The organism is Plantibacter elymi (nom. nud.) (genome assembly GCF_900177795.1).
Classification (GTDB): domain Bacteria; phylum Actinomycetota; class Actinomycetes; order Actinomycetales; family Microbacteriaceae; genus Plantibacter; species Plantibacter elymi.
Window position 1 is genome coordinate 1 of record NZ_FXWJ01000007.1, and the last position, 12,552, is coordinate 12,552.

At 70.0% G+C, this 12,552-nt stretch carries 11 protein-coding genes; 5 read left to right on the top strand and 6 right to left on the bottom strand.

All coding sequences use genetic code 11. From position 1 onward, the window contains the following. Window positions 1-467: 467 nt before the first annotated feature. Window positions 468-890 carry a VOC family protein gene (locus CCK91_RS18895; RefSeq protein WP_369821920.1) on the bottom strand — a complete coding sequence of 141 codons (423 nt, stop codon included), beginning with the start codon at window positions 888-890 and terminating at the stop codon, window positions 468-470. 139 nt (window positions 891-1,029) lie between these two features. Here CCK91_RS18895 and CCK91_RS18900 point away from each other — a divergent pair, with 139 nt between their 5' ends. Continuing rightward, on the top strand, window positions 1,030-2,262 hold the full coding sequence (locus CCK91_RS18900) for a glycosyltransferase (RefSeq protein ID WP_086475365.1): 1,233 nt from the start codon (window positions 1,030-1,032) through the stop codon (window positions 2,260-2,262). Next, window positions 2,259-3,026, top strand: coding sequence for a PIG-L deacetylase family protein (locus CCK91_RS18905; RefSeq protein ID WP_086475366.1), 768 nt, complete (start codon window positions 2,259-2,261; stop codon window positions 3,024-3,026). The genes CCK91_RS18900 and CCK91_RS18905 overlap by 4 nt, the downstream gene beginning before the upstream one ends. Here the strand turns inward: CCK91_RS18905 and CCK91_RS18910 are convergent. Together CCK91_RS18910 and CCK91_RS18915 are read right to left on the bottom strand one after the other, a co-directional pair. Then, entirely contained in the window at window positions 3,023-4,246 is a 1,224-nt protein-coding gene (locus CCK91_RS18910) for an MFS transporter (protein ID WP_086475367.1), read from the bottom strand. The two genes, CCK91_RS18905 and CCK91_RS18910, sit on opposite strands and share 4 nt — an antisense overlap. Window positions 4,247-4,267: 21 nt before the next feature. Then, on the bottom strand, window positions 4,268-5,311 hold the full coding sequence (locus CCK91_RS18915) for an NAD(P)-dependent alcohol dehydrogenase (RefSeq protein WP_086475368.1): 1,044 nt from the start codon (window positions 5,309-5,311) through the stop codon (window positions 4,268-4,270). A gap of 261 nt (window positions 5,312-5,572) precedes the next feature. On the opposite strand from CCK91_RS18915, the gene CCK91_RS18920 reads away from it, so the two are divergent. Continuing rightward, window positions 5,573-5,893 carry a hypothetical protein gene (locus CCK91_RS18920; RefSeq protein WP_064295440.1) on the top strand — a complete coding sequence of 107 codons (321 nt, stop codon included), beginning with the start codon at window positions 5,573-5,575 and terminating at the stop codon, window positions 5,891-5,893. 64 nt (window positions 5,894-5,957) lie between these two features. Here the strand turns inward: CCK91_RS18920 and ligD are convergent, their stop codons facing one another. The 3 genes from ligD to CCK91_RS18935 all read right to left on the bottom strand — a co-directional run bounded on the left by ligD (window position 5,958) and on the right by CCK91_RS18935 (window position 9,641). Beyond that, window positions 5,958-6,983 carry a non-homologous end-joining DNA ligase gene (gene ligD, locus CCK91_RS18925; protein ID WP_086475369.1) on the bottom strand — a complete coding sequence of 342 codons (1,026 nt, stop codon included), beginning with the start codon at window positions 6,981-6,983 and terminating at the stop codon, window positions 5,958-5,960. Between the two features lie 70 nt (window positions 6,984-7,053). Next, window positions 7,054-8,535 carry an MFS transporter gene (locus CCK91_RS18930; protein WP_242664624.1) on the bottom strand — a complete coding sequence of 494 codons (1,482 nt, stop codon included), beginning with the start codon at window positions 8,533-8,535 and terminating at the stop codon, window positions 7,054-7,056. A gap of 173 nt (window positions 8,536-8,708) precedes the next feature. Then, window positions 8,709-9,641: an alpha/beta fold hydrolase gene (locus tag CCK91_RS18935; RefSeq protein WP_086475370.1), complete on the bottom strand. Its 933-nt coding sequence runs from the start codon at window positions 9,639-9,641 to the stop codon at window positions 8,709-8,711. A 116-nt stretch (window positions 9,642-9,757) separates the two neighbouring features. Here CCK91_RS18935 and CCK91_RS18940 point away from each other — a divergent pair, with 116 nt between their 5' ends. Both CCK91_RS18940 and CCK91_RS18945 read left to right on the top strand, forming a co-directional pair. Continuing rightward, window positions 9,758-10,594 carry a DUF1206 domain-containing protein gene (locus CCK91_RS18940; protein WP_086475423.1) on the top strand — a complete coding sequence of 279 codons (837 nt, stop codon included), beginning with the start codon at window positions 9,758-9,760 and terminating at the stop codon, window positions 10,592-10,594. 92 nt (window positions 10,595-10,686) lie between these two features. Next, complete coding sequence (locus tag CCK91_RS18945; protein WP_086475371.1) at window positions 10,687-12,516, top strand: DEAD/DEAH box helicase; 1,830 nt, start codon at window positions 10,687-10,689, stop codon at window positions 12,514-12,516. The last annotated feature ends 36 nt before the right edge of the window (window positions 12,517-12,552 follow it).

A 12,552-nucleotide genomic window follows, 5' to 3' on the forward strand; every position in this document is an offset into this window, starting at 1 on the left:
AGCTGCGCGGCGTATTCGTCGCCGACGCGGGTCGCGGTGCGGGTGGTCTCGGTCATGGAACCAGTCCACCATGGACCACTGACATTCCAGATGCCAGGTTGCGTCGGCTGTGGAAGTTGTCCGTGTGCCCTTCGACAAGCTCAGGGACCGAGAGAGGTTGCTCAGGGACCGAGAGAGGTTGCTCAGGGACCGGGAGAAGAACACCAGAGCCGGAGGTCCATCGCGTGCCCTTCGACAAGCTCAGGGACCGGAGAAGAGATACCGGCTTCGCGGGGTCTCTGGTGTGCCCTTCGACAGGCTCAGGGACCGGAGAGGGGGCTCGGCGAACGGAGTGAATGCGGAGTGCACCTCTCCCGGTCACTGAGCCTGTCGAAGTGCCTACGCGAGCCCTTCGACAAGCTCAGGGACCGGGAGAGGATCACCGGAACGGGAGGTCCCAGGTTTGTCCAGGTGGAAGGGTTCCCCGGCTACGCGGCTGCCGGGGCGGCGATGTTCACCATCCAAGCGACCCCGAAGCGGTCCTGCAGCATGCCGAAGGAGTCACCCCAGGGCGCCACCGTGAGTGGCTGCTGAACCGTCCCGCCGGCTGCAAGGTTGTCGAAGTAGCCGGTCAGTTGCGCTTCGTCCTCGTTCGGCCCGCTCAGCGACATCGAGAAGTCGCTGCCCATGCTGTAGTCCATGTGCTTCGGGGTGTCCGACGCCATGAAGACCACACCCGCATCACCCGTGAGCTGGGCGTGCATGACCAGATCCAGCTCGTCCGGTTCGACCTCGGCACCGAAGTCGCGGAAGGTCGACACCGTCAGTTCGCCGCCGAAGACCCCTTGATAGAACTCCATCGCTTCACGGGCTGTCCCGCGGAAGCCGAGGTACGGGTTGAGCGTCGTCATGATCGTCCCTTTCGCCTGGGCGGGCGCATCGTTGCGCTCGTCTCGCGATCATTCTCACGCTCCGGCGTCGGATGCGCGAGCACGTTCTGGTGTCTCCGTCACGAGGGGCTCGGACGCCCACGGCTACTAGGCTCATCTGGTGCCCTCGCAACCGCAGCCCCTCCGCATCGCGATGATCTCGCTCCACACCAGTCCCGGTGACGAGCCGGGTTCCGGTGACGCCGGCGGGATGAACGTCGTGGTCCGTCATCAGGCCGTCGCGATGGGTACAGCGGGCCACGAGGTCGACGTCATCACCCGGCGTTCTTCGGCCGACCAGCCGTCCGCCGCCTCCCTCGCCCACGGCGTGACCCTGCGCTTCCTCGACGCCGGTCCCGTCGAGCCGGTCGCGAAGGGTCGGCATGAGGAGTTCGTCGAGGACTTCCGCTCGGAACTCGCCCGACTACCGCGATACGACGTCCTGCACGCCCACCACTGGTTCTCCGGCATGGCCGCACTCCCCCTCGCGCGGGAGCTGGGGATCCCGCACGTGCAGAGCTTCCACAGCATCGCCGCCGAGTCCACCACGCCGCTCTCGCACGGTGAGCGCGCCGAGTCCCCCGGGCGCCTGGCCGGCGAGGCACGGCTCGCCGCGGAGTCGGACGCGGTCGTCGCGATCAGCGCGGCCGAAGCCGACACCGCGATCGTCCGGCTCGGAGCCCGTCCCGACCGGGTGTCGATCGTGCCACCCGGTGTCGACGGGACGCTCTTCCACCCGCTCGACGGTCCTCGTTCCGGTCGTCCGACCGCGGTGGTCGCTGGTCGCCTGCATCCGCTGAAGGGCTTCGACCTCGCCATCGAGACCATCGCCGCGGTCGCGCCCGAGCTCCGCCCCGAACTCGTCATCGCCGGGGATGTCTCGGTCGACTACGACCGCTACGCCGAGGAACTCGCCGCGCTCGCCCGCGACCTCGGTGTCGCCGACGACGTCCGCTTCGTCGGGCCGCAGTCGCGCGTCGGGCTCGCCACGCTGTTCCGCGAGAGCACGCTCGTGCTGGTCCCCTCACACTCGGAGACGTACGGTCTCGTCGCGCTGGAAGCCGCGGCGAGCGGTGTGCCGACCGTCGTGGCCGCCTCGGGCGGCTTGCGGGAGGCCGTCGTCGACGGCGAGACGGGCATCGTCATCGACTCCCGCGACCCGCAGGTCTGGGGGGCCGCCGTCTCGTCCATCCTCGGCGACCCGGAGCGCCTCGCGCAGCTCGGCTCGGCAGCGCGACGTCGGGCGGAGCGGTTCGACTGGCAGCGCTCGGGAGACGCCCTCGTCGACGTCTACCGGACCCTGCTCGACACCACTCCGGCCGTCGTCACCGCCCCGGCGACCTCCGCCTCGTGAACCGCGGACTCCTCACGCTCGTCGACAGCGGGCGCACCGTCCTGTTCGCCCATGCGCACCCCGACGACGAGACGCTCGCCTCGGGTGCGCTCATCGCCGAGCTCGTGGACCACGGCGCTCGCGTCGTCCTCGTGACGGCCACGCGAGGCGAGCGCGGCGAGGTCGTCGACGGCCCTCTCCGGTCCCTCGCCGGCACCGCTGCACTCGCGTCCCACCGCGAGTCGGAGCTCGCCGCCGCCTGCCGGAAGCTCGGCGTGGCCGAGCAGTTCTGGTTGGGGACGAGTCCGGCGGCCCGGCCGGGGACGTCGACGCGATACGTTGACTCGGGCATGCGGTGGGTGCGCGAGGGACTCGCCGGCCCCGCTGACGACGTCTCCCCCGGCGCGTTCTCACTCGCGCCGCTCGACGACGTCGCCGACGACCTCGTCGCGCTCATCGGACACGTCTCGCCGGACCTGGTCATCAGCTACGACCACGGCGGCGGGTACGGTCACCCGGACCACCTCCGGATGCACGAGGCCGCGATCGTCGCGGCACGGAGGAGCGGGGTGCCGTTCGCGGAACTCGTGCACCACCGCACCGACCTCGAACCGCTGAGCGACGACGCCGTGTGGTTCCCACTCGAGCACCGCCTCCCGATCGTCGCCGCGGCACTCGCGGAACACGCCAGCCAGCTGACGGTCGACGGCGAGCAGCTCGTGCACTCCGGCGGTCAGCGCGAGGACATCACCACCTCGGTGGGCCTGCGACTCCGGTCCCGCTAAGCGGTCGCCGGCTGGTTCCGGTGCTCCCGCGGCATGCGGGCCGCGAGCACGGGGACGAGCAGCATGAGCACGACCGCGGAACCGAAGGCCGCGGGGAACGAGAAGGCGTCGAGCAGTGCGCCGGCGACCAGCGGGCCGACGATGGCGCCGAGGTCGGACGTCGCCTGGAAGACCGCGACGGCCCGACCACCCCGGCCACCCGCGGCGTCTCCGACGGCCGCCGCCGGAGCGGTCCCGAGGAAGGCCGCCGCGACACCGTAGACGCACAGGGCGACGACCAGCAGCCAGAGCTCGCCGACGAACGGCATGGCGAGCAGCGCCGCCGCCGCGACCGGGAACGCGACGAGCATCGCGGGTCGCCGTCCGACGGTGTCGACGAAGCGACCGGCGGGACCGAGTGCGAGCGTCTGCGCGACAGCGGCGATCGCGAAGGCGATCCCGGTCCAGGCGGCCTCCTCGTGGAGTGCCTCCACGACGAGGACCGGCACGAGTGCGCCTCGGACACCCATCGACGCCCACCCGTTGGCGAAGTTCGCGAGGAGCGCCGCCTGGTACCGGCGATCGGCGAGGACGGTGCGGAAGGGCTCGGCCTGCGTGGCGGTCTCGATTGGCGCGGCGATCCGACTGCCGCGCAGCATCACGAGTCCGAGGACGCCGGCGACCGCGAGGGTCCCGGCGTAGAAGAAGAAGGGTGCCGTGAGCGAGATGGTCGCGAGCAGGCCACCGACGGCCGGTCCCGCCATGCCGCCGACGAGGAACCCGCCCTGGTAGAACCCGACCGCCCGTCCACGACGGTGCGGTGGGGTGGTGCGCAGCAGCAGCGTCATCGCGGCGACGGAGAACATCGCCGACCCGATCCCTCCGACCCCGCGGAGCAGGAGCAGCTGCGGATAGTCTGCCGCGAGCCCGACGAGCGCGCTCGACACCGCGACGATCCCGATGCCGGTGGCCAACACCACCCGCTCACCGATCCGGTCGACGAGCGCACCCACGAACGGGTTCGCGATGAGCCGCATGAGCGCGAAGACCGAAACGACCGCCCCGACCTCGAGGTAACCGACGCCAAAACTGCGCACGTACACGGGCAGGACCGGGATCACGACACCGAACCCGAGCATCACGAAGAACGCGACACCGCCGAGGACGAGGACCTCGCGGCCGAGGGGCTCACGAGGAACGGCTCCCGCTCCGCCTGGACGACGGAACGGGAGCCGGATCATGCTCTCAGGGTATCGGTGCGATCAGCCGATCGTCGCCGTGTCGATGACGAAGCGGTAGCGGACGTCGCTGCGGACCACGCGGTCGTAGGCGCCCTCGACCTCGTCGGCACCGATGAGCTCGATCTGCGAGCCGATGCCGTGCTCGGCGCAGAAGTCGAGCATCTCCTGCGTCTCGCGGATGCCGCCGATGTTCGAGCCGGCGAGCGAGCGGCGGCCACCGACGAGCGAGAACACCCGGAACTGCTGCGTGTTCTCGGGCAGTCCGACGAAGACCATCGAGCCGTTGAGCTTGAGGGTCGACAGGTAGGCGTCGATGTCGAGGTCGGCGGAGACCGTGTTGATGATGAGGTCGAAGCGTCCGCGGAGCGACTTCAGGGTGCCCTCTTCGCCGGTCGCGTAGTAGTGGTCGGCCCCGAAGCGCTTGCCGTCCTCCTCCTTCGAGGTCGTCTGGCTGAGCACGGTCACCTCTGCACCGAGGGCGTGGGCGATCTTGACGCCCATGTGACCGAGGCCACCCATCCCGACGATGGCGACCTGCTTGCCGGGACCGGCGCCCCAGTGCTTCAACGGCGAGTAGGTGGTGATGCCGGCGCACAGCAGGGGTGCCGCGACGTCGAGCTCGATGCCCTCGGGGATGCTCAGCACGTAGTTCTCGTCGGCGACGATCTGCTTGCTGTAGCCGCCGTAGGTGGGCTCGCCGTCGTACTCACGGCCGTTGTAGGTGGCGACGTTGCCCTTCAGGCAGAACTGATCCTCGCCGGCGAGACAGTTCTCACACTCGCGGCAGGAGTCGACGAAGCAGCCGATGCCGACGCGGTCGCCGACCTGGTGCTTGGTGACCGCGTCGCCGACCTCGGTGACGATGCCGGCGATCTCGTGGCCGGGGACCATCGGGAAGATGGCCTTGCCCCATTCCTCGCGGGCCTGGTGGATGTCGCTGTGGCAGATGCCGGCGTAGTGGACGTCGATGACGACGTCGTTGGCGCGCGGCGCACGGCGCTCGATGGTGCCGACCTCGAAAGGCGCGTCGGCGGTGGGCTTGATGATGGCGGCGACGGTGGTCATAGGACTCCTCGGGCTGGGGGTGTTGGGGGTGCCGTGGGGCGGGATGCACGCGCCGGACAGCACGTTCGACGCTAGCAGCCCACTCCACCGGACGAACCCCCAAGGGACGATCACCCGAGCTGTGCTACGAGCGGTGCGGAGGTGTGAATCCCTGCAGAGTTGCTTGGCAGTTCCCGCAGAGGATCGGCCTCGGGGTGGCATCTCGCCGCGAACCCGAGCATGGTGGGGAACTCGTATTCGCGAACGGAACGGAGAACACACATGCTCACCCTGACCGAGAACGCCGGCCGAGTCGTCAAGACCCTCGCCGAGAACGCACCACTCACGCCGGGACTGGTCGTCCCGGACGACGCGTCGTCGCTCACGCACGGCGCCGGACTGCGCATCAGCAGCAGCTCCGACGACAACAACTTCGAAGTCACCATGACGGCGACGCCGCACGAGGCCGACCAGGTCATCGAGAGCGCCGGAGCCACCGTCTTCCTCGAGGAGTCCGCAGCCGTCGCCCTGAGCGACGCGGTCCTCGACGCGCAGATCGACGAGCAGGGCGGCGTCCGCTTCGCCCTCGGCAAAGCCGAATAGCGCCCTGATTCAGCAGAACGCCCGGTGATCCACGATCACCGGGCGTTCGTGTGTCCGGGCGGGCTCAGTCCTCGGAGTGTCTGGCGCGACTCGGCTGCACCCGCGGCGGTTCGCCCGGCATCTTCGGGAAGTCGGGAGGGAACGGGAGCTCGCCCAGCCCCTGCTCGAGGTCCCGCTCCCACCACTGCAGGAGGACGTCGATGCGCCCGGCGGTGTCGTGCATGCCGGCCCACGGGTCTCCGGTCGTCCGGAGCCGCTCCGGGACGGTCCGCACCGTGAAGGCGCCCGGGTCGATCTCGGGGAGTTCGTCCCAGGTCACGGGGCACGAGACGGTCGCCGAGGCCAGCGCACGTGGGCTGTAGGCGCCGGCCATCGTCCGGTCGCGGTTCGCCTGGTTGTAGTCGACGAAGATGCGTTCACCGCGCTCCTCCTTCCACCACGAGGTCGTGACGCGGTCGGGATCCCGTCGCTCCAGTTCCCGAGCCGCCGCGATCACGGCGTGCCGGACGTCGAGGAACTCGTGCTCCGGCTCGATGGGCGCGAACACGTGGACACCTCGGTTGCCGGAGGTCTTCACGAACCCGGTCAGGCCGACCTCCGTCAGCAGCTCCCGCAGCGAGCCCGCAACGCGCACGGCGTCGGCGAAGTCGGTTCCCGGCTGCGGGTCGAGGTCGATCCGCAGTTCGTCGGGATGGTCGGTGTCCGATGCCCGTGACGGCCACGGATGGAACACGACCGTGTTCATCTGCGCGGCCCAGACGACCGCAGCGGCCTCGTCGAGGACGAGTTGCGGATGCCGCCGGCCACTCGGATACACGACGTCGACCGCCCGGACGTACTCCGGTGCTCCTTTCGGCGGATTCTTCGAGAAGAACCACTCACCGTCCACGCCACCCGGGAACCGCTGCAGGGACACCGGACGGTCGCCGTTGGCGGCGAGGAAGGCCGGCGCGACCTCGATGAGGTATTCCGCGAGCTCCCGCTTCGTGACACCGGACTCCTCCCAGAGCACGCGGTCGGGACTGGAGAGACGCACCTCGCGGTCGCCGTGCGGTCCGGGGACGGTGAGGACGATCGCGGTGCTGGCCATGTCGGACACCGTACGCCGACGGCACCCTACTGTCAGGAGGCTTGCGCTCGACGAGGCAGGGCCGTCCCGCTCAGCCCAGGTGGACGGCCTGCTGGTCGCCCGAGGGCAGGAGGTCCTCCTTGCGACCGCGGATGCAGACGATGGCGATGACACTCGCGATCACGAGGCCGACCGCAGCCGCGATGAACGCCGCCGAGTAGCCCTGGGTGAACGCCACGAGCTGCGACGCCTGATCGGTGACCGTCGCCTGGTCGGTGACACTCGCGTACACCGTGGTGAAGACCGACAGGCCGATCGACCCACCGATCTGCATGGAGGCGTTCGCCGTGGCGGAGGCCGCACCGGCGTCGTGCGGGGCGACACCCGTCAGCGCGAGGTTCTGCATCGGGACGAAGATCATCGCCATGCCGATCCCGAGCACCAGGAGCGCCGGCAGCACCTGGACGAAGTAGTCGCCGTCGGCCGTGATGCGGCTGAGGTACACGAGGGCGGCCGCCGCGATGAGCGGACCGATGATGAGCAGCGGGCGCGGGCCGATGGCCGGCAGGAGCTTCGTGGCGATCGGGGCGACGATCATGATCGCGACGGTCATCGGGAGGGTCGCGATGCCGGCCTCGAGCGGCGGGAAGCCGAGCACGATCTGCAGGTGGAACGTCAGGTAGAGCAGGGCCCCGATCATGACGCTGCCGACGATCATCTGCATGAGGAAGGCACCGCCGCGGACCCGGTCCGCCACGATGCGCAGCGGGAGCAGTGGCTGCGCAACGCGCATCTCGATGAAGACGAAGAGGGAGAGGAGTCCCGCACCGAGCGCGAGGAAGCCGATGGTGTCGGCGCTCCCCCAGCCGCCCTCGGCCAGCGTGAAGCCGTAGACGAGGGAGCCGAGGCCCAGGATGACGGTGATCGCGCCGAGCCAGTCGTAGCGGTTGTCGCCCTCGGCCTTGCTCTCGGTCACGAGGATGAGGCCGGCGATGAGTCCGACGATCACGAACGGCACGTTGACGAGGAGGCACCAGCGCCAGTCGACGAACTCGGTGAGCACGCCGCCGAGGATCAGACCCACGGCCGCCCCAGCACCGGCGACGGTGCCGAAGACGGCGAAGGCCGTGTTGCGGTCGCGTCCGTGGGAGAAGGTGACGGTGAGGAGCGCGAGTGCGGCAGGTGCCATGAGCGCGGCGAACACGCCCTGCAGTCCGCGGGCGATGATGAGCTCGGTCCCGCTCTGGGCGAACCCGCCGAAGGCCGATGCGGCGCCGAAGCCGACCATGCCGACCAGGTAGGTGCGCTTCCGACCCCAGTAGTCGGCGATACGGCCACCGAGCAGCAGCAGCGCGCCGAACGCGAGCGCGTAGGCCGTGACGACCCACTGACGCTGCGTGTCGGACAGCTCGAGCTCCTGCTGGGCTGCCGGGAGGGCGATGTTCACGATCGTGCCGTCGAGGACGACGATGAGCTGCGTCATCGCGAGGACGACGAGGACCCACCAGCGGCGGGCCGGGGAACCGGACGGTGCTGTGGTGGGATGCGATGCGGTGGCTGCGGATGCAGACAAGGAGGACCTCCGTGCGAGGGGTGGGGGTGCTGGGGGTTTCCAGCCCCAGATCGATGCTCGGCACACGGCGCGAGTGCAGCACGGTGCGGACGATCAACCACCCCAACCACGAAGTCGGGCAGAGGACCAGGATAGCGGATACCGACCTCGCTGCACCCGTGAGGCCATGCGGATCACGCCGAGGTGATGAGCTCCAGGACGGCCTCCGGGTGTTCCACCGCCGCGAAGTGCCCGGTCGCCGACAGCGTGCGCAGCCGGAGGTCCGGGACGAGGGCGGTGAGGACGGCTGTGTCGTCAGGCCCGATGAAGACGTCGCGGTCGCCCATCATGCAGCGGACGGGACACCGCACGTCGCGCCAGACGTGCAGATCGTAGGCGGCGGCAGCTCGGGCAGCCAGGAGGAACGACGCCGGCCGGACGTCGGCTGCGAGCGCGTCGACGACCGACCGGTCGAGGTCCCGGCGTCGTCCGAACAGGGGCGACATGAGCGGTGCGAGCAGTCCGATCCGGTTCAGCGCGCGGACGAGCCCGGGCCCGCGTTCGCCGAGCGCCTGCAGTACACGCATCCCGAGGAGCATGCCCGCGAACCACGGGAGCCGGACGCCGCCACCGACCGGCTGGCGGATCGCCTCGACGACGCCGATCCCCGTCGGTGAGACGAGGTCGACCCGGATCGTCGCCTCGGGTTCGCGGACGGCGAGGTCGAGCGCGACGAAGCCGCCGAGCGAATGCCCGACCACGCGCCAGGACCGGTAGCCGAGGGAGCGGGCGACGGTCGCGACGGCTGCGGAGAGGTCTCCGACCGTCACCGGGTCGGCGGTGGGAAGCGCCGATTCACCCCACCCCGGGAGGTCCATGGCGATGACGTCGTCGACGACCGCGCCCCGCTCGTCGTCGGCACGGAGGAGTGGAGACCACGTGGTCCAGGAACCGGCGGCGCCGTGCAGCAGGATCGTGGCCGGTCCGCCCGCTTCGCGACCCGCCCGGACGGTGACCGGTCCGATGTCGGTGTCCACCGTGACGCGTCCCAGGCCGAGCGCGGTCGCATCGGCGGTGATCACGGAGGGGTCGTCCGGCGGGGCGGGACGCGAGGAGTTCACGGGCATGCGTGTCATTCGGAAACGAGGTGCCGCTCGGATCGGTGCTCGATCGACGACGCCGGTCCCCCGGTGCGGCGCGCAACCCCCCTTCCGGTCGGGAACCCGGCCGCTACCGTGGTCTGATGCCTGAGAACGCACGCGCCGCCGCAGACCAAGCCGCTGGAACCGCACAGAACAGCACGGCCCTCCGTACCCTCGCCCGCACGGGCCACGCCGTCAACGGCTTGCTCCACGTCCTCATCGGCGGGATCGCGATCTCCATCGCGCTGTCCGGCGCGAGCGGTGGATCCGGCGGCGGCGGCGACGCGGACCAGTCGGGTGCGCTCAAGACGCTTGCAGGCACGCCCGGCGGGATCGTCATCATCTGGGTCGTCGCCGTCGGGCTGTTCGCCCTCGGTCTCTGGACGGCGATCTCCGCCTTCCTCGTGCGCGAGTCCGACACCCGCAAGCGGTGGAGCAAGCGGATCTCGACCGCCGGTCGCGCGATCGCCTACTTCGCCGTCGGATCGACCGCGCTGACCTTCGCCCTCGGCGGCAGCCAGGACTCCTCGCAGTCCAGCCAGGGCCTCACCGCGACACTCCTGTCCTCCCCCGGTGGGGTGTTCGTCGTCATCGTCGTCGGCCTCGTGGTCATCGGCATCGGCGGCTTCTTCGTCTTCAAGGGCGTCACGCAGAAGTTCCTCGAGGACGTGCACCCGCCCACCGGCTCGACGAAGCGCGCCGTCGTCGTCCTCGGCGTCGTCGGGTGGATCGCGAAGGGGGTCGCGCTCGTCACGGTCGGGATCCTCTTCATCGTCGCCGCTGCGACTCAGGACCCCGAGAAGGCCTCCGGCATGGACGGCGCCATCTCGGCATTGGCCGCGCTCCCGTTCGGCGTCGTCATCCTGCTCGTGGTCGGCGTCGGGCTCATCGCCTACGGACTCTTCTGCGGTGCCCGGGCGCGCTGGGGCAGCCTCTAGGACGGTGAGGCGGGCGCCTCGGGCGGCGACGCGGACGGGTCGGCTCCAGACCATGTCCTGCAAACGCTTGCGTTGCGACTACCGTTAGGAGTATGACGTCTTCTGATTCCACGACGCAGCCCGAGGCGGAACCCGCCGGCGCTACGCAGACCTTCTCCGACCTCGGCCTCGACGACGCGGTGCTCAAGGTACTCAAGGACGTCGGCTACGAGACCCCGTCCGCCATCCAGGCGGCCACCATCCCGCTGCTGCTCGAGGGACGCGACGTCGTCGGCCTCGCACAGACGGGCACCGGCAAGACCGCGGCGTTCGCCCTGCCGATCCTGTCCCGCCTCGACATCACGCAGAAGACGCCGCAGGCGCTCGTCCTCGCACCGACCCGTGAGCTCGCCCTCCAGGTCTGCGAAGCGTTCGAGAAGTACGCCACCCACCTGCGCGGCGTCCACGTCCTGCCCGTCTACGGCGGCCAGGGCTACGGCGTCCAGCTGTCGGCCCTCCGTCGCGGCGTCCACATCGTCGTCGGCACGCCGGGTCGCATCATGGACCACCTGGAGAAGGGCACCCTCGACCTCACGGAGCTCAAGTACCTCGTGCTCGACGAGGCCGACGAGATGCTGAAGATGGGCTTCGCCGAGGACGTCGAGACGATCCTGGCCGACACCCCGAAGGACAAGCAGGTCGCGCTGTTCTCCGCGACGATGCCGTCGTCCATCCGTCGCATCTCCGCGAAGTACCTGAACAACCCGGAAGAGATCACGGTCAAGACGAAGACCACGACCTCGGCCAGCATCACGCAGCGCTACCTGACGGTCTCGTACCCGCAGAAGGTCGACGCCCTGACCCGCATCCTCGAGACCGAGAACTTCAGCGCGATGATCATCTTCACGCGCACGAAGAACGAGACCGAGACGCTCGCGGAGAAGCTCCGCGCGCGCGGCTACTCGGCGGCCGCCATCAACGGCGACGTCGCCCAGGTGCAGCGCGAACGGACCGTCAACCAGCTGAAGGCCGGCAAGCTCGACATCCTCGTCGCGACCGACGTCGCCGCGCGCGGTCTCGACGTCGAGCGCATCAGCCACGTCGTCAACTACGACATCCCCGTCGACACCGAGTCCTACGTGCACCGCATCGGCCGCACCGGCCGCGCCGGGCGCACGGGCGACGCGATCAGCTTCGTCACGCCGCGCGAGCGGCACCTCCTGAAGGCCATCGAGCGGGCCACCCGCCAGCCCCTCACGCAGATGCAGCTGCCGAGCGTCGACGACGTCAACGCCACGCGCCTCACCCGCTTCGACGACGCGATCACCGAAGCGCTCGGCCAGACCGACCGCATCGAGCGCTTCCGCGAGATCATCGGCCACTACGTCTCCCACCACGACGTCCCCGAGGCCGATGTCGCCGCAGCCCTGGCCGTCGTCTCGCAGGGCGAGACGCCGCTGCTCCTCTCGGCTGAGGACGAGCGCCGCCGCCGCGAGGAGTTCGACAACACCAACCGTGGCAACGACCGCGCCGGTCGCGACCGTCGCGACTCCGGCGACCGCGGCTCGCGCTTCGACCGCGGCGACCGTGGCGATCAGGGCGACCGTCCCGAGCGCCGCAGCCGTCCGTCCAGCGGACCGATGGCCCCGTACCGCATCGCGGTGGGTCGTCGCCAGAAGGTCGACCCGCGTCAGATCGTTGGTGCGCTCGCGAACGAGGGCGGCCTGAAGCGCGAGGACTTCGGCGCGATCCAGATCAAGCCGGACTTCTCGATCGTCGAACTCCCCGCGAGCCTCGGCAACGACGTCTTCGACCGCCTCGAGAACACCCGCATCAGCGGCAAGCTCATCGAGCTCCGTCCCGACCGCGGCGGCCCGGCCCGCCGACGCGACGACGAGGGCGGCACGGGCGGCGGCTCGTACGACCGCAAGCCGCGTTCCTAGGACGCCACACACACGACGAGGGCCGGACGGAATCCT